Here is a 16,485-nt window from a genome sequence, read left to right on the forward strand (position 1 = left end):
GTCGCATGGCCCGTTATAGCCGGGCATGGAGACTGCATGATGATCCGAATTCTGACTGTTCTGGCGGCCTTGACGATGGGCCTTTCCGCACCGGCCCAGGCGGCTGATCCCATTACCGGCCAGTGGGTGACGACCGAACGCGATGCTGTGGTCACCATCGCCCGTTGTGGTTCAAGCTATTGCGGGCGGCTGAGCAAGTATCTGGTCAGACCGGAAGGCGGAGTGAACCAGCGCGATGTCAACAATCCGGATCCGAACCTGCGCACGCGCAAGCTGCTCGGCATTGCGCTCCTGTCCGGCTTCCGGATGGATGACGATCTGTGGCGAGGCCGCATTTACGATCCGCGCAACGGCAAGACCTATCGTTCGATTGTGAAGCGCAAGAGCGCCAATGTGCTCGAGGTGAAGGGGTGTATCGGCCCGTTTTGCCAGACCCAGGTCTGGCGCAAGGCGCGCTAGAATCCGTCGCTAAAGACCGATCCGCCGGGCGATCATCGCCGCAGCTTCGGTCGGGCTGGTCTTCAGATCGTCTGTCCGGTCGACTGCCAGATTGGCTTCGCGCATCAGCTCGACATCGATGGCACCGACCAGCGGTTGCAGCGCCGCGGCCAGCCGCGCATCATCGGCGCGATCGGGACTGATCATGATCATGGCATCGTAGCTGGGCAGCGCTTCCTTCGGATCATCGAGAATGACGAGGTTGTCCGCCACGATCCGCCCGTCGGAGGTATAGGCGCTGATCACGTCGGCCTCGCCCGACTTGAGCGCGTTGTACATGAATGTGGGCGAGAAATTGCGCTGGCGGGCAAACTTCAAGCCATAGGCGTCGCGCACGGCGACCCATTCGGGACGTTCAAACCATTCGGGATCGCCGCCGGTAACCAGGCGCGGGGCGACTGATGCGAGATCGGCGATGGAACGCACACCCAGTTCCGCAGCGCGGTCCGCACGCATGCCCAGCGCATAGGCGTTTTCGAAGCCCAACCGGCCCAGCACCAGCGTGCCGGTTTGCTCCGCCTCCCACGCTTTGATGATGGCGTACATTTCTTCACGGCCGGGATTGTCCTGCCGCTTGAGATTGTTGGTCCAGATCGTGCCGGTGTAATCGACCGATATGTCGATAGCACCGGTGCTCACCGCATTGTGGACGACTGCCGATCCCAGCCCGTCACGATACTCGATGGTATATCCGGCCTTTTCCAGCTGGCTGCCGATCAGGCGGGCGAGAATGTATTGCTCGGAGAACTGCTTGGCCGCGATGACGATGGTGTTGTCATCATCCTCTGCGCTGCCGCCATATAATGTCCATGCCGAGGCGAGAATGCCCAAAGCTGCCACGACTGCGCCGCCCCAAACAAGCATCCGCTTTCGCTCGGCAAAGCCGCGTTCGATGGCGCCCAGAAACATATCCGCAACCAGCGCGAGCGCGGCTGAGGCAAGGCAACCCGCCAGGACCAGCGACCAGTTCTGTGTCTGCAATCCGGCAAAGATCGGATCACCCAGGCTGGGCTGGCCGATCGTAGTCGAAAGCGTGGCGGCGCCAATGGTCCAGACGGCGGCTGTGCGGATACCGGCCATGACATAGGGTGCGGCCAAAGGCGCCTCGACCAGGCGCAGCTTTTGCCAGCCGGTCATCCCGACGCCGTCAGCGGCTTCCAGCACGCCGGGCGCCATATTGTCGCGCGCGGTCACCGCGTTCCTGAGGATCGGCAGCAAAGCGTAGAGCGCGAGCGCGAGCAATGCGGGCAGGAAACCGAGTGTCGGCAGGCCTTCGCCGAAGACAGCACGCAAGCTGAGCAGGATCGGAAAGAACAGGGCGAGCAGGGCGAGGGCCGGGATGGTCTGGACGAGGCTGGCGAAGCCCAGTGCAATCCGCGCCACTGTGGCATTGCGACTGGCCCAAATGGCGAGCGGCAGGGCGACCACGATGCCCAGCGCGATGGCCGATGCGGCCAGCAATACATGGGCGGCCAGCTTGTCTCCCAAGCCCAGCATGATATCCCAGATCGCGCTCATTCTTCCAGCGCCTCGAGCGCGTCGGCCTGGCTCCGCGGCACAGCGACCAGCCCCTGGGCAATTGCACCGCCCGATCCGTTGACCAGCGCACGCGGGGTTTCGTCGGCAACGATCTGGCCGCCATCCATCACCAGCACACGGTCCGCCAGCAACAGAGCTTCGGCCATATCATGCGTCACCATCACGGTGGTCAGCCCGAATTCCTGGTGCAGATCGCGGACCCGGCGGCCCAGGGCATCGCGGGTGACAGGGTCTAGCGCGCCAAAGGGCTCATCCATCAGCAACAAGCGTGGATCGCCTGCCAGGGCCCGCGCCACCCCAATACGTTGACGCTGCCCGCCCGACAGTTCGTGCGGCATGCGATTGGCGTAGCTGCCGTCCAGTTCCACCAGCTCCAGCAACTCAGCAATGCGACTGACGGACAGCTTTTCGCCCGCAAGACGCGGACCGATGGCGATATTTTCCCCCACGCTCATATGGGGGAATAGGCCGATCGACTGGAACACATAGCCGACCTTGCGTCGCAGTGCCGGCAGCGGAACAGTGGCGACGTCTTCGTCTTCGAAGCGGACCGACCCGCCGCCAGGTTCGACCAGCCGGTTCACGGTTTTGAGCAATGTTGATTTGCCCGATCCGGAAGCGCCGACCAGGGCAACGAAACTGCCGGATTCAATCTCCAGCGACACGGCATTTATGGCGGTCACCGTATCATAGGTTTTGGTAACCCGATCAAATTGCAGAACCATTGCGCCCGAACCCGTCATGGGGCCGAGCCTAGGGGGGAAAGGTGAGTGGGGGAAGGGAGCGGGATCAGTTTGCGAGCGAAGCGAGAGGCAAGGTAATCCGCACACGCAGCCCGTTTGCATCCCATTCCTGATCGAGCGAACCATCGAGCTGGGATTCGATGCTCATGCGCAAAAGGCGCGAGCCAAATCCGGAATCAGACGGGGCGGATACTTCGGGCCCGCCATGCTCTGCCCAGGTAATGTGGACAGAGGTTGCGTCTTTACGCAGTGCGACTTCGACCGAGCCTTGCTCGGCTGACAAGGCCCCGTATTTGGCGGAATTGGTTGCCAGCTCGTGGAACACCAGCGCCATCGGAGTGGCCGCGCGAATGCCGATTTCGACCCGGTCGCCGGTCACATGGATATGTCGTCCGTCGCCCTTGCCATAGGGAGCCGTGAGAATATCGAGCAGGCCACGCAGGCTCTCGCCTTTCTCGTCGGTCAGCGGACGAACGAATTCCTGGGCCCGCCCTAGTGCGCGGACGGTGCCGGCCAGCTCGTCGGCGAAATCGCGCACTTCCGGCTTGCCGCGGCTACGCAGTGCGATCAGGCCATTCATCACTGCGAAGATGTTCTTGATCCGGTGCGCCAGCTCGCGCGCAATCAGGTCGCGCGATTCCGATTGCCGGTGCGACACATCAATATCGGTTAGCGTGCCGAACCATTGGGCGGTTTCCGCATCGGCGTGGCTGGGCACTGCGCGCGACAGATTCCAGCGATAGGTGCCATCGGCCTGGCGTATGCGCAATTGATCTTCAAACGGCTCGACCGCTTCGACAGCGGCGGTGAATTTCTCTCGCGAGGCGTCCCAGTCGTCCGGGTGGATGAAGCGTTCCCAATCGCTGACACTGCGCGGCGGCGCAGCGCCGGTTACCTCGTCCCAGCGGGCATTGAACCGGTCAAACACCGGCCCGGGCAAGGCCGACCACGCAATATCGGGCACCGAATCGAGCATGAACCGCAAACGGCGCGCATTCTCGTCCGTAGCAATGGCAGAGCGGCTCGACTGGCGCTGCGATTCGAGGCGCCGCATCACCGAACGGGCCAACACACTCAGCCCGCGCATCTGCGTTGCGCTCAACCCCTCGGGGCGGGGCTGTGTGTCGATGATGCACAGAGCGCCGATCGGTGCGCCTTCGGACGTGACCAATGGCATGCCCGCATAGAACCGGACATGAGGATCTCCGGTGACCAGCGGATTGTCGGCAAAGCTTGGGTCGACAGTAGCGTCGGGAATTACCATCGCGCCTTGGCCCATCATGGCATGAGCGCAGAAGCTGTATTCCCGCGGGGTTTCGGTCACCTCTAAGCCGAGCCCGGCGATAAAATTCTGCCGGTGTTCTTCCACGATCGAGACCAGGGCGATCGGGGCTGCGCACAATTCGGCAGCGAAGCGGGTAATTTCGGACAGTTCCGGATCGTCGCGCAGGCGTTCGACCCCGAAACCGGCCAGCACGGTCAGGCGATCGCAATCCTCGCACCATTCGGGTGCGGGCAGCGTGCCGTCGGGCCAGGGATTGGGGTTCAAATCATTCACAGCGATCCCTTCGGTTGTCGCGTGCTGCGCGCTTACAGCAAGTCACTGAAAAATCAAATAGACCTGTGTCTGTTCGGCTGATTTCAACTGCAACCGGTTTGCGCGGTGGCGCAGCCTTGCTATGCGCGCTTGCAAGGAGAATTTGAACTATGCGTGCTACCCCCGATTTCGATTTCCAGCTTGGTGAAAGCGCCGAGATGATCCGCGAAAATGTGGCCCGCTTCGCCGATGAACAGATCGCGCCCCTGGCTGACAAGGCCGATCGTGAAGACTGGTTCCCGCAAGAGCTGTGGCCGATGATGGGCGAGCTTGGGCTGCACGGGCTGACCGTGGACGAGGCCGATGGCGGTCTGGGCATGGGCTATCTTGAGCATGTCATCGCGGTGGAAGAAGTCAGCCGCGCCAGTGCCTCTGTCGGTCTGTCCTACGGCGCGCATTCCAACCTGTGCGTCAACCAGATCCGCCGTTGGGGCAATGAAGAGCAGAAGGCAAAGTACCTGCCCAAGCTCATCAGCGGCGAGCATGTCGGGTCACTGGCCATGAGCGAGGCGAGCGCAGGCTCCGACGTTGTTTCGATGAAGCTCAAGGCGGAGGCCGTGCAAGGCGGCTATATCCTCAATGGCACCAAGTTCTGGATCACCAATGCCACCTATGCTGACACGCTGGTGGTCTATGCCAAGACCGATGGCGCAGCGGGATCGCGCGGCATCACGGCCTTTCTGATCGAGAAAGGCATGCCGGGCTTCGAAATCGGCCAGAAGATCGACAAGATGGGCATGCGCGGCAGCCCGACGGCGGAGCTGGTTTTTACCGATTGCGAAGTGCCCGAAGAGAACGTGATGGGCCCGGTCAATGGCGGCGTCGGCGTGTTGATGAGCGGGCTGGATTACGAACGCGTCGTGCTCGCGGGGCTCCAGCTTGGCATCATGCAGGCGTGCCTCGATTGCGTGATCCCCTATCTGCGTGAGCGCAAGCAGTTCGGCAAACCGATCGGCAGTTTTCAGCTGATGCAGGCCAAGGTTGCCGATATGTATGTCGCGCTGCAATCGGCCCGGGCCTACACCTATGCGGTGGCCAAGGCGTGCGATGCCGACCAGACCACCCGTTTCGATGCCGCAGGCGTGATCCTGCTGGCCAGCGAGAACGCCTTCAAGGTTGCCGCCGAAGCGGTGCAGGCGCTGGGCGGTGCGGGCTATACCAAGGACTGGCCGGTGGAACGCTATCTGCGCGATGCCAAACTGCTCGATATCGGCGCTGGCACCAACGAGATCCGCCGGATGCTGATCGGGCGTGAGTTGATCGGCGCGGCCGGATAAACGTTTTGGCTGTCACCCATGACTCCAGGGATGTCGGCGCCGCTCCCCAATTAGATGTGTTCGATATCGGCCCGCTGCGCGAACTGTTCCGGCCCATGATATCAGGCGCCTGGGAACTGAAGTGTATCGAGATGGCGCCGTGTCGCGGCTATTGGTCCGGGGTGCAGATGTGCTTCGGGCTGATCTTGCTGACCCGGGGCGAAGACACCTGGATGTCGCTCGCGCCGGTCGAAATCGAGAGCCAGATCCTGGGGGTCGAAGCGGCCCGTGGTCATGTTGCGATCATGGGGCTGGGCATGGGCTGGGCCGCGAGCGAAACAGCTTTACGTGAAGAAGTGGCGCAGATCACGATTGTGGAGCATGATCCAGAGGCAATTGCTTTGCACGAAGAGCTCGACCTGTTTGCCCGCCTGCCCGGCGGTGTGGGTGAGAAGATCCGTATCGTGGAAGCTGATGCCTATGCATGGGTGCCGGATACGCCGGTCGATTTGCTGATGCCCGATATCTGGCTGCCCTTGGTGGGAGGCCACCGGGTCGCCGATGTCGCCCGGATGCAAGACAATGTGCAGGCCCCGCAGGTCTACTTCTGGGGTCAGGAACTGGAAATCGCCCGCCACGCCGCAGCTTCAGGACGGCTGCTTGACGAAGCAGGGATTGCCGCGACAGTGGCCGGGTTTGATTTGCCCCTTTTGATCCCCGACGCGCCCGACTATCCCGGAAAGATCAAAGCCGCTGCATCGCAGTGGATGAACGACAATTGGTTCGAGGAAGGCCATGCGGCCATTCTCACCCGCAGCTGAAGGATGCCCGATGTCGGTTTATCTTATCTCGCGTTTCAAGATTCACGACCGTGCCTTGTACGACAAGTACGAAGACCTGTTCATGCCGACCTTCGAGAATTCGGGTGGCACGCTGCTGAGTGTCGATGAGGAGCCGCGCGTCTTGCAGGGCGAATGGGAGCATACGCGGTCTGTGTTGATCGAATTTCCCGACAAGGAAAGCGCCTTTGCCTGGATGATGTCGCCCGAATACCAGGCGATCGCGAAATACCGGCTCGAAGGCAGCGAGGGGCAGTCGATCATGGTCAAGGGCATGGACCCCGCATGATGCAGCCCGGCGTATCGCTCACCATTTTGCGCATGCTTGGCGCCGGGTTGGCCCTGTCGTTGATGATTGGCGAGGCGATCCGCACATGGGGCACTGGCCGCCCTTTCCCCTTCTGGTTCGATGATTACTGGACCGGCGGGCTGTTGCTGGCAGGGGCGCTGCTGATGGCGCGGCCGACTCCGTTCCGATCCCATGTGTTCGTGGTCGGATGGGCAGCGTGCCTCGGCATGCTGTTTGGCAGCTTCTTCGGCAAAATCTATGATCCTGCTTCCGCCAATTCCGGCAATATCGATCTCGGCTTTTTGACAATCCTGATCGGCATGGCATTTGCGACTGCAATAATCGGCCTGGTCTGGTCTCTTTGGGAAGTATCGCGCGCATGACGGCACCTGTTCTTACATCCACGCTCGATCGGGAAAGCCCCGAGGCGAAGGCGCGTTTCGCTCACAATCAGGGGTTGGCCGACGACTTGCGCGGCAAAGTGTCCGAGGCGGCGTTGGGTGGCAGTGAAAAAAGTCGGGAGCGGCATGTTTCGCGCGGCAAGCTGCTCCCGCGGGATCGCGTCGAGCGCCTGCTCGATCCGGGTTCGCCTTTCCTCGAAGTCGGGCAACTGGCCGCGAACGATCTGTATGGCGGGGATATCCATGGCGCTTCGATGATTGCCGGAATCGGCCGTGTGTCGGGCCGGCAGGTGATGATCGTGTGCAATGATGCCACCGTGAAGGGCGGCACGTACTACCCATTGACAGTGAAGAAGCATCTGCGCGCACAGGAAATCGCGCAGGAAAACAGGCTGCCGTGCATCTATCTGGTCGATAGCGGCGGGGCCAACTTGCCGCATCAGGCCGAGGTGTTTCCCGATCGCGATCACTTTGGCCGTATCTTCTTCAATCAGGCCAATATGAGCGCGCTGGGCATTCCGCAGATCGCTTGTGTGATGGGCAGTTGCACCGCGGGCGGGGCCTATGTCCCCGCGATGAGTGACGAGACCGTGATTGTGCGCAACCAGGGCACGATCTTCCTGGCAGGCCCGCCCCTGGTGAAGGCCGCCACAGGTGAGGAGATCAGCGCCGAAGATCTGGGCGGCGGTGATCTGCATGCCAAGAAATCGGGCGTGGTCGACCATCTGGCCGAGAATGACGAACATGCGCTGACCATTGTCCGCGATATCGTCAGCCATCTGGGCGAGAACACCGGCGCGGCGACCGATATCGCGATCAAGGAACCGCGTGCGCCCAAGTTCGACGCCGATGATCTTTATGCGCTGATCCCCGATGATGTTCGCGCACCCTACGACGTGCACGAAGTGATCGCGCGGCTGGTCGACGGCAGTGAATTCCACGAATTCAAGGCGCAGTATGGCTCAACCCTGGTGTGCGGCTTCGCCCATATCTGGGGCATGCCGGTGGCCATCCTCGCCAACAACGGCGTGCTGTTTTCGGAAAGCGCGCAGAAGGGCGCGCACTTTATCGAACTGGCGCAGCAACGCCGCATCCCGTTGCTGTTCCTGCAGAATATCTCCGGCTTCATGGTCGGCGGAAAGTACGAGGCGGAAGGCATCGCCAAGCATGGCGCGAAACTGGTAACAGCGGTGGCGACGGCAACGGTGCCCAAGATCACCGTGGTCATCGGCGGCAGTTTCGGCGCAGGCAATTACGGCATGTGCGGCCGTGCCTATTCGCCGCGCTTCCTGTTCACCTGGCCCAATGCGCGCATTTCGGTGATGGGCGGCGAACAGGCCGCCAGCGTCCTTGCCACCGTTCACCGCGACGCCGACAAATGGGACGAGCGCGAGGCAGAAGCATTCAAAGCCCCCATCCGCCAGAAATATGAAGACGAGGGCAACCCCTACTACGCCACCGCCCGCCTATGGGATGATGGCGTGATCGACCCGGTGCAGACCCGCGATGTGCTCGGGCTGGCCTTTGCGGCGACGCTGGAAGCGCCGATTCCGGAGCGGCCAAGCTTTGGCGTGTTCAGGATGTGAAGCGTTTGCGGAGAGATTTTAACGTCTGCGAAGACATTGGCCTATTGCTGATCGGGTTTGTAATCTTCGACTCCGCCTATAGCGGATGGAGTTCGCACATCTCTATTTTTCAAATAGCCGAGGGAGAATTCAACAAGTCGAGGGCAATAGTCATTAGTTTGTATTCGTTCGTCGTCATTTTGGCTATCTATTGTCAGAGAATTTGGGAGAGAAGGCTCTGGCAAATTTGGCGGATATACGGAAAAGTTTGGAAGTGGGACTTCTCCAGGTTTGTTAGATTTGCGCGAAAATCCAAACGCATACTATTTGATTCACTTATTTCGTTTGTCCTGTGGGCCACTCTGGCTGTAGGCGCTGTCATGATCGCGTATCTAGCTATCGGAGAGGCGCAGGCATTCTTAACCGCTCTGGGGTTGGTCCTAGTATTTGTTCAGCTAGCTCTTGATCATGACCTTCAAGTCTACAACCAGACTGGGAAGTTTCCTGTTGGTAGAGTCTCTATATATCGCCGAGTTCGGCGATAGCTGATGAATCACCCCCTCGCATTCCCCCGCACACGTGCTAATCCGTAGCGGCAATGGGAGAGAACATGTCGCAAGAACCCGCCTATAAGCGGTCCCTGCTGTCGCGCCTGGTGCGGCGGATTATCGTCTGGATCTATCATGCCAAGGGGTGGAAGATCGAAGGCGGCCTGCCCAAGGATGTGCAAAAATATGTGATCGCAGGGGCACCGCATTCCTCCAACTGGGATTTTGTGTTCTTTGCCGGCGCGACCGAGGTCGAGGGGGTGCATCCCAGTTTCATGGGCAAGCACACGCTGTTCAAAGGCATCATGCGCAATTTCATGTTCGATATGGGCGGCATCCCGATCGACCGGACCAAGAGGGCGAATTACGTCGAACAGATCGCCGCTGAATATGCCAAGCGCGATCATCTCGCTCTGGTGATTGCAGCCGAGGGCAGCCGCACCACTGATGGCAGCTGGAAATCCGGTTTTTACAATATCGCCATGGCGGCCAATGTGCCGATTGTGGCCGCGTGGGTGGACAACGACTCCAACACGCTTGGTTTCAGCAAACCGATCTGGCCGACCGGCAATTATGGCGAGGACCTCGCCAAAATCGCGGCGTTCCTCCGGTCCAAACTGCCCGATTTCGAGCGCTACAAAGTGCTCGAGGCGCAAGCCCGCCAATTGGTCGAAGATGCCAAGGCCAAAAGCTGAGCCGGGCATCGATCGTCGGCAAATGCGACTGCGTGTTTCGCAATATTGCCAAGAAATCCCTGCAATTCATCGCATCGGGCCTTCCGGTGGCGGGATCGCGTTCCTACATGTGCGCTATTCGAGGGAGATCGAGCGTGGTGGCATCTGGCAATCCTGATCAAGACCGGCGTCAGCTGGTCGAATTGGCGATGCAGGTCACAGAGCGGCGCGGCGAAGAAGTCAGCCGGGCCACACTCGCTTCAGATGCGGGCGTCTCGCGCACTGTCGTAGACCGCCATTTCCCCGAAGAAGCCGACCTGTTCAACGCAATTGTCGAGCTCTGGTACGAGCCCGACATTGCGATAATGGAAGAGGTGGTCGCGTCCGATCTGCCGATCCAGCGCAAGTTCTTCGAATTCTTCGCCCGCCGTTTCGTACGCGAGCGGGCGCGGTTCGAAGCCGACCCGGTGACCTTCGCGCTTTATTGCGAACTTGGCAGCAATCGCTTCGAGGATGTGCGCGGCTATATCGACCTGGCTGACCATTATCTGAGTGAACTGATCGCGGAAGCGCAGGCCGAGGGATTCTTCCCTCACCTGAAGATCAATCAGGCGCTCACCCTGATCAACCAAATGGTGATGGCCTACACATCCCCACAAGTCATGATGATGATTGCAGTCCGGTTGGAAGAGGACAAGCTGGCCGCGATCATCGATACGATGTTCGCCGGGCTTTCGGGCGGCGATCGCGGCGCCAAGGGCGTGACCGGACTGCGCGTCGCCAGCTAGCGCGCGCGATTGGGTCGCCGGCTCAGATCGCTTGGCCCGCGGCCCAGCCGCTGCTCCAGGCCCATTGGAAGTTGTATCCGCCCAGCCAGCCCGTCACATCGACGGCCTCGCCAATCGCAAACAGCCCCGGCATCGCCTTTGCTTCCATCGTCTGGCTGGAAAGATCGGCCGTGCTGATGCCGCCGGCGGTGACCTCTGCCTTGGCGAACCCCTCCGTGCCGTTGGGGCGGAATTCCCACCGCGCCAATTGTTGTTCGGCGCGCCTCAGGGCCTTGTCGCTGATCGAATGGAGGACGCCTGACAGACCCAGCCGCTCGGCCAAGATCTTGGCCAGGCGTTCGGGCATATAGGCGCGCAGGATCGCCACGAGTTGCGTCTCCGGCGTGGCCCGCTTGTGCTCGAGCAGCCAGCCCTCGCGCTGCCCGGGGCAGAAATCGAGGTGGATCGGGTCACCATGCGTCCAGTAGCTAGATACTTGCAGAATGGCCGGGCCGGACAGGCCGCGATGGGTCAGCAGGGCAGCTTCGGCAAAGGAAGTCTTGCCCGCCTTCGCGACAACATCCGTTGCAACGCCTGACAATTCGCGGAACAGCACATCCTCGCCGCCCAGCGTGAGCGGCACCAGCGCCGGGCGTGGCTCGACCACTTTCAGGCCGAATTGCCGTGCCAGCCCGTAAGCGAAGTCGGTTGCACCCATCTTGGGAATGGAAGGCCCGCCGGTGGCAATCACGAGACTGTCCGTCGTATGCGCAGTGCCATTGGCCATGACAGCATAGCGCCCGCCCTCATGCACGACTTCGCTGACATCCTGCCCGGTCAATATCTCGACATGTCCGCCAGACGCGTGCGCCTTGTCGCATTCGTCAAGCAGCATCTGCACGATCTGAATCGCGGACTGGTCACAAAACAGCTGGCCCAGCGTCTTCTCGTGCCAGGCGATGCCATGCGCCTCGACCAAATCCAGAAAGTCCCGTGCGGTATAGCGACGCAGGGCCGATTTGGCGAAATGCGGATTGGCCGAGAGGAAATTTTCCGGCTTCGCCCCGATATTGGTGAAGTTGCAGCGCCCGCCGCCTGAGATGAGGATTTTCTTGCCGACCGTGTCAGCCTTTTCCAGCACCAGCACCCGCTTGCCGCGCTGCCCTGCCTGGGCGGCACAGAACAGGCCTGCGGCGCCTCCGCCGAGAATGATCGCATCATGGGACATAGTGCGGCTCTAGCGTCAGTTGGCCGCTTCGTCGCCGGTTGGTTCAGGATCGCCCGCCCGCTGTTCGCGCAGAATGGTCCAACCGGCAAGGAACAGCCCGGCGACCAATGGCCCGATCACGATGCCGGACAGGCCAGCCGAGGCAATCCCGCCCAGCGTCGTCACCAGCACGACCCAGTCGGGAATGCCCGTATCACGGCCCACGAGGATGGGGCGCAGCGCATTGTCGACCATCCCGATCACCGCGACGCCCGAGATGAGGACCACGACACCTTCCCAGATCGCGCCGGTCGCCAGCAGCCAGATCGCCGCCGGGGCCCAGACAATCGCCGGGCCGATTGCAGGCAGGAGCGAGAAGATCGCCATCAGCACGCCGAACAGGACGACGGAGGGCATGCCCACAATCGAGAATGTGATCGCACCCAGAGCGCCTTGTACCAGGCCGACAACCACCGAACCCTTGATCGTGGCGCGCACGATGGAGAGGAACTGTTGGGCGAGGCGCGCGGCGATATCACGCTGCAGCGGCAAGGATCGCACGATGGTGCGGCCAACGCCCATCCCGTCACGTAGCAGGAAGAACGTCACATAGAGGAAGATGCCGAAGGCCAGGAACCAGCTCAGGGCACCGCCACCGATGGCGACGGCCTGACGCGCGATCAGCCCGGCGCTTTCCGTGGCCAATTGCTGCAATTGTTCCTGCAGGAAGGCCATGTTGGTCCAGCCCGCACTGTCGAGCGAAGCGCGCAGATTGGCGGGCAAGGCGGCCAGAATCTGGTCAAACCACGCGGCGACATCGATTTGCCCGTCGCGGAAGGCAATGAAGATGCCCGCTGCCTGTTCGACCACGATGCTACCGATCCAGATCGCCGGAACCAGCACCACGAAGAAGATGATCAGCAGGCTGGCGAGGGCGGCTTGGTTGGTCTTGTTCGGGATCTTCGCAAGGATCCATTGATACAGAGGTTGGAACATGATCGCTGCCAGTGTCGCCCATAGGATCGGCGCGATAAAAGGCCACGAAATCGCCAGCACAGCTACGGTGGCCAGTGCCAGGAACAGCAGGAATCCACCCTGTTCGACGCCACTCTTGCTTTCCGTTGCGGCCATCAAATCTCTCCTAGAAACCGCTATCCCAGCGTTTTGGTATGCGTTTGTCCGACAAGGCGTAGCGCAAGCTGGCCCCGATCATCAGCGCGGCAAGGGTGATGATCCCGCCCGCCCAGATCCAGTGCGGCAAGAGCAGATATTCTTCGATCGCCCCGGTGTCCGACAGGATCTCCTGTCCGCCCACAACCGCACGCTCGGTCAGCAGATAGTCCCATTGCTGGAACATGCTGAGCGCTGCCGAAAGCCCCAGAAACTGCAAGGCAAATCGCTCAAGCCATGGCGCGCCTTTCGCCGCGATGACAACCAGCACCAGCGCGATCGAGGGCAAGACGATCCATCCGATCATCGAGCGGACCCAGATCAGGGTCGACAGGACAATCGCGCCTGCCAGGATGTACAATGTCGGGCGCCATAGAGCCGCCTTGGTCGAGGCCAGGATCAGGAGCGAGCCGACAATAGCAGGGCCGATCGGACCACCTGCCGCAACCAGGGCCTGGCTAAACGACGAAGCGTTCACCGGGCGCAGCGTTTCGGCAAAGCCTGAGCCATTGGGGAACAGCACAAGCCTTTCGAACTGGAAGCCGACCGCCATCGCGGTGAGGCCGTGACCCATTTCGTGAAACCAGGTCGACAGGATCATGAACGGATAGAGAAGGTAATTGCCCAGCGGCACGTGCGGCAACACGAACAATGCCCCGGCCGCCAGCGCCAGCCAGCGAATATGCTCCTGGCGCGAATGGATGGCGAGCGGGCTCATATGGGGGGAGCCGCGCCCATCAAACGTCCAGATTGGCCACGTTCAACGCGTTGTCCTGGATGAACTCGCGGCGCGGTTCGACCACATCGCCCATCAGGCGCGTGAAAATCTCGTCGGTGACGTCCGCATCTTCGACCTTCACTTGCAACAACACGCGGTGATCGGGATCAAGCGTGGTCTCCCACAACTGCTCCGCATTCATTTCGCCCAGACCCTTGTAGCGGGCAATCGAAAGACCCTTCCGGCCTGCTGCCAGAACCGTATCGAGCAATTCGGTCGGACGGGTAATGGCGTCATCATCGGCGAAGCTGGGTGCTTCCTCTTCTTCGCCTTCTTCGCTCGTCGCAGCGGTATCGGCGGCGCTTGTCTTGATCAGGCGACCGGCAGTTTCATAGGCTTCGGCTTCCTCTGCCGCGACACGGTGCAGCTTGCGCGCTTCGGCGCTTTCAAGGAACTTGGCCTCGAACAAGTGGACATCGGTGACCCCGCGCCACAGCCGTTCGAACTTCACACTTCCATCCTCGGTCCGCGCACCGGTCCAGCTGGCCTCCTGATCGCCAGACTGCAGCCGGGCGGCGGCTGTAGCCAGCGCATCCGCGGAGCCGAGATTATCAGGATCGAACACGCCGGCCAGAGCCATCGATTCAATGATTCCCGCATTGTATTTGCGCGGAGCGAAGGCGATCAGATTGCGCATCCGCATAGCGTGTTCGACCAGAGCCGCGAGTTCGGGCCCGCTCCGCTGGGTGCCACCACTTTCAAGCACGCGCCCCTGCAAGCCGCCTTCGGTCAGGTAACGGTCGAGCTCGCGATCATCTTTCAGATAGACCTCGCTGCGGCCCTTGCTCACCTTGTAGAGCGGCGGTTGCGCGATGAAAAGGTGCCCTGCCTTGACGATTTCCGGCATCTGGCGATGGAAGAATGTCAGCAGCAGCGTTCGGATATGCGCACCGTCGACATCGGCGTCGGTCATGATCACGATCTTGTGATAGCGCAGCTTTTCGAGGTCGAATTCGTCGCGCAGGCCAGTGCCCATCGCCTGGATCAGCGTGCCGACTTCCTTGGACGAAATGATCCGGTCAAATCGTGCGCGTTCCACATTCAGGATCTTGCCCTTCAGGGGCAGGATCGCCTGGGTCTTGCGGTCGCGACCCTGCTTGGCCGAGCCACCGGCGGAATCGCCCTCGACCAGGAACAGTTCGGATTTCGCTGGATCGCGTTCCTGACAATCGGCCAGCTTGCCAGGCAGGCTGGCGACGCTCATCGCGCCCTTGCGGCTCATCTCGCGGGCACGCTTGGCGGCTTCGCGCGCGGCAGCCGCATCGATGATCTTCTGGATGATGGCTTTGGCGTCGGCAGGATTCTCTTCCAGCCACTCGGTCATCTTCTCGCTCATCAGGCTTTCCAGCGGCTGGCGCACTTCGGAAGAGACAAGCTTGTCTTTGGTTTGCGAGCTAAACTTGGGATCGGGCAGCTTTACGCTGACAATCGCGCTCAGACCTTCACGCATATCCTCGCCCGTCAGGCTGACCTTTTCCTTCTTCAGCAGGCCGGCAGCGTTGGCATAATTGTTGAGCGTTCGGGTGAGCGCGGCGCGGAAGGCGGCAAGGTGGGTGCCGCCATCGCGCTGCGGGATGTTGTTTGTGAAGCACAGTACGTTTTCGTAGTAGCTGTCGTTCCACTGCAAAGAGACGTCGATCCCGATGCCGTCCTTGTTGGCGGACACCGCAATCGGCTCTGCCACGAGTGGCTGTTTGTTGCGATCGAGATATTTCACGAAAGCCGCGATGCCGCCTTCGTAATACAGGTCATGCTCCAACACTTCCTCGCCGCGATTGTCGCGCAGCAGGATGCGCACGCCGGAATTGAGGAAGGCAAGCTCGCGATAGCGGTGCTCGAGCTTGTCGAAATCGAACTCGGTCACATTCTTGAACGTGTCATGGCTGGCCATGAAGGTCACGCGGGTGCCCTTCTTGAAGCCATTGTCGTCCGGATTGCGATCCACCTTGGGCGCATCACCCTTCACTTCGAGGCTGTTGACGGCGTCGCCATGCTCGAAGCGCATCCAGTGCTCCTTGCCGTCGCGCCAGATCATCAGTTCGAGCCATTCGGACAGCGCGTTGACCACCGAGACGCCGACACCGTGGAGGCCGCCGGAGACCTTGTAGGCATTATCATCGGAGGTGTTCTCAAACTTACCGCCCGCATGCAGCTGGGTCATGATGACCTCGGCCGCCGAAACGCCCTCTTCCTTGTGCATGCCCACCGGAATGCCGCGTCCATTATCCTCGACACTGACCGAACCATCCGGATTCAATTCAATCAGAACCAGGTCGCAATGGCCCGCCAGGGCTTCATCGATGGCATTGTCGCTGACTTCGAACACCATGTGGTGGAGGCCGGAACCGTCATCGGTATCGCCGATATACATGCCCGGGCGCTTGCGGACGGCATCCAGGCCCTTGAGAACCTTGATCGAATCGGCGCCATACTCGCCCATCTGCTTGGCATTTTCAGCCGGGATCTGCGGGGCGTTTTCGGGTGTGTCCGGGGTGTTTTCGCTCATGCCCAGTATATAGGCTCCGCAAGGGCAAAACCCAAACATTGCCGCCCGCTTTTGTCCGGCTTTTTCCACTGCGCCGAAGCGCAGTACGCGCGCCTTCGAAAAAGCGGC

Annotated in this window: 15 protein-coding genes; 8 read left to right on the forward strand and 7 right to left on the reverse strand. The window is 61.0% G+C overall.

Annotated features, from left to right (window positions below):
* Positions 1 to 36 precede the first annotated feature (36 nt).
* On the forward strand, positions 37 to 459 hold the full coding sequence (locus tag ABD653_RS10605) for a DUF2147 domain-containing protein (RefSeq protein ID WP_325065376.1): 423 nt from the start codon (positions 37 to 39) through the stop codon (positions 457 to 459).
* Between the two features lie 9 nt (positions 460 to 468).
* On the opposite strand, the gene ABD653_RS10610 is transcribed toward ABD653_RS10605, so the two are convergent.
* Genes ABD653_RS10610 through ABD653_RS10620 form a run of 3 tightly spaced genes read right to left on the reverse strand, consistent with a single transcriptional unit; the run spans position 469 to position 4,338 of the window.
* Positions 469 to 2,016, reverse strand: coding sequence for an ABC transporter permease/substrate-binding protein (locus ABD653_RS10610; protein ID WP_160778647.1), 1,548 nt, complete (start codon positions 2,014 to 2,016; stop codon positions 469 to 471).
* Positions 2,013 to 2,780 carry an ATP-binding cassette domain-containing protein gene (locus tag ABD653_RS10615; RefSeq protein ID WP_160778648.1) on the reverse strand — a complete coding sequence of 256 codons (768 nt, stop codon included), beginning with the start codon at positions 2,778 to 2,780 and terminating at the stop codon, positions 2,013 to 2,015. The genes ABD653_RS10610 and ABD653_RS10615 overlap by 4 nt, the downstream gene beginning before the upstream one ends.
* A 46-nt stretch (positions 2,781 to 2,826) precedes the next feature.
* Positions 2,827 to 4,338, reverse strand: a complete 1,512-nt coding sequence (locus ABD653_RS10620; protein ID WP_160778649.1) for a sensor histidine kinase — start codon at positions 4,336 to 4,338, stop codon at positions 2,827 to 2,829.
* A gap of 149 nt (positions 4,339 to 4,487) precedes the next feature.
* Between ABD653_RS10620 and ABD653_RS10625 the strand changes: the two genes are divergently transcribed.
* The 7 genes from ABD653_RS10625 to ABD653_RS10655 all read left to right on the forward strand — a co-directional run bounded on the left by ABD653_RS10625 (position 4,488) and on the right by ABD653_RS10655 (position 10,737).
* Entirely contained in the window at positions 4,488 to 5,654 is a 1,167-nt protein-coding gene (locus ABD653_RS10625) for an isovaleryl-CoA dehydrogenase (protein WP_160778650.1), read from the forward strand.
* Between the two features lie 56 nt (positions 5,655 to 5,710).
* On the forward strand, positions 5,711 to 6,454 hold the full coding sequence (locus ABD653_RS10630; RefSeq protein ID WP_160778651.1) for a hypothetical protein: 744 nt from the start codon (positions 5,711 to 5,713) through the stop codon (positions 6,452 to 6,454).
* Between the two features lie 10 nt (positions 6,455 to 6,464).
* A complete protein-coding gene (locus ABD653_RS10635; RefSeq protein ID WP_160778652.1) occupies positions 6,465 to 6,761 on the forward strand; it encodes a DUF1330 domain-containing protein in 297 nt (98 codons plus the stop codon).
* Positions 6,758 to 7,144 (forward strand): hypothetical protein, encoded by a 387-nt coding sequence (locus ABD653_RS10640; RefSeq protein WP_160778653.1) that lies wholly within the window; start codon positions 6,758 to 6,760, stop codon positions 7,142 to 7,144. The genes ABD653_RS10635 and ABD653_RS10640 overlap by 4 nt, the downstream gene beginning before the upstream one ends.
* The gene (locus ABD653_RS10645; protein ID WP_160778654.1) at positions 7,141 to 8,748 is read left to right on the forward strand and encodes a carboxyl transferase domain-containing protein; all 1,608 of its coding nucleotides are present in this window, start codon (positions 7,141 to 7,143) and stop codon (positions 8,746 to 8,748) included. The genes ABD653_RS10640 and ABD653_RS10645 overlap by 4 nt, the downstream gene beginning before the upstream one ends.
* A gap of 589 nt (positions 8,749 to 9,337) precedes the next feature.
* Positions 9,338 to 9,970, forward strand: a complete 633-nt coding sequence (locus ABD653_RS10650; RefSeq protein ID WP_160778655.1) for a 1-acyl-sn-glycerol-3-phosphate acyltransferase — start codon at positions 9,338 to 9,340, stop codon at positions 9,968 to 9,970.
* A gap of 32 nt (positions 9,971 to 10,002) precedes the next feature.
* Positions 10,003 to 10,737 (forward strand): TetR/AcrR family transcriptional regulator, encoded by a 735-nt coding sequence (locus ABD653_RS10655; protein WP_160778656.1) that lies wholly within the window; start codon positions 10,003 to 10,005, stop codon positions 10,735 to 10,737.
* 22 nt (positions 10,738 to 10,759) lie between these two features.
* On the opposite strand, the gene ABD653_RS10660 is transcribed toward ABD653_RS10655, so the two are convergent.
* From ABD653_RS10660 to gyrB, 4 genes are read right to left on the reverse strand one after another with little or no spacing between them, the layout of a single operon-like run.
* A complete protein-coding gene (locus ABD653_RS10660; protein ID WP_160778657.1) occupies positions 10,760 to 11,944 on the reverse strand; it encodes a BaiN/RdsA family NAD(P)/FAD-dependent oxidoreductase in 1,185 nt (394 codons plus the stop codon).
* 15 nt (positions 11,945 to 11,959) lie between these two features.
* Positions 11,960 to 13,054, reverse strand: a complete 1,095-nt coding sequence (locus ABD653_RS10665) for an AI-2E family transporter (RefSeq protein WP_160778658.1) — start codon at positions 13,052 to 13,054, stop codon at positions 11,960 to 11,962.
* 10 nt (positions 13,055 to 13,064) lie between these two features.
* Positions 13,065 to 13,811 (reverse strand): M50 family metallopeptidase, encoded by a 747-nt coding sequence (locus ABD653_RS10670; protein ID WP_160778659.1) that lies wholly within the window; start codon positions 13,809 to 13,811, stop codon positions 13,065 to 13,067.
* Between the two features lie 19 nt (positions 13,812 to 13,830).
* Entirely contained in the window at positions 13,831 to 16,377 is a 2,547-nt protein-coding gene (gene gyrB, locus ABD653_RS10675) for a DNA topoisomerase (ATP-hydrolyzing) subunit B (RefSeq protein ID WP_199801092.1), read from the reverse strand.
* Positions 16,378 to 16,485 lie beyond the last annotated feature (108 nt).

This window comes from Parerythrobacter jejuensis (assembly GCF_039536765.1).
GTDB classification, from domain to species: Bacteria; Pseudomonadota; Alphaproteobacteria; order Sphingomonadales; family Sphingomonadaceae; genus Parerythrobacter; species Parerythrobacter jejuensis.

Excerpts from the sequence above, each read along its gene's own strand:
- ABD653_RS10650 (WP_160778655.1), top strand. The coding sequence starts at position 9,338 with ATGTCGCAAGAACCCGCCTATAAGCGGTCCCTGCTGTCGCGCCTGGTG.
- ABD653_RS10615 (WP_160778648.1), bottom strand. The coding sequence starts at position 2,780 with ATGACGGGTTCGGGCGCAATGGTTCTGCAATTTGATCGGGTTACCAAA.
- ABD653_RS10610 (WP_160778647.1), bottom strand. The coding sequence starts at position 2,016 with ATGAGCGCGATCTGGGATATCATGCTGGGCTTGGGAGACAAGCTGGCC.
- ABD653_RS10605 (WP_325065376.1), top strand. The coding sequence starts at position 37 with ATGATGATCCGAATTCTGACTGTTCTGGCGGCCTTGACGATGGGCCTT.
- ABD653_RS10660 (WP_160778657.1), bottom strand. The coding sequence starts at position 11,944 with ATGTCCCATGATGCGATCATTCTCGGCGGAGGCGCCGCAGGCCTGTTC.
- ABD653_RS10640 (WP_160778653.1), top strand. The coding sequence starts at position 6,758 with ATGATGCAGCCCGGCGTATCGCTCACCATTTTGCGCATGCTTGGCGCC.
- gyrB (WP_199801092.1), bottom strand. The coding sequence starts at position 16,377 with ATGAGCGAAAACACCCCGGACACACCCGAAAACGCCCCGCAGATCCCG.
- ABD653_RS10670 (WP_160778659.1), bottom strand. The coding sequence starts at position 13,811 with ATGAGCCCGCTCGCCATCCATTCGCGCCAGGAGCATATTCGCTGGCTG.
- ABD653_RS10645 (WP_160778654.1), top strand. The coding sequence starts at position 7,141 with ATGACGGCACCTGTTCTTACATCCACGCTCGATCGGGAAAGCCCCGAG.
- ABD653_RS10665 (WP_160778658.1), bottom strand. The coding sequence starts at position 13,054 with ATGGCCGCAACGGAAAGCAAGAGTGGCGTCGAACAGGGTGGATTCCTG.
- ABD653_RS10635 (WP_160778652.1), top strand. The coding sequence starts at position 6,465 with ATGTCGGTTTATCTTATCTCGCGTTTCAAGATTCACGACCGTGCCTTG.
- ABD653_RS10625 (WP_160778650.1), top strand. The coding sequence starts at position 4,488 with ATGCGTGCTACCCCCGATTTCGATTTCCAGCTTGGTGAAAGCGCCGAG.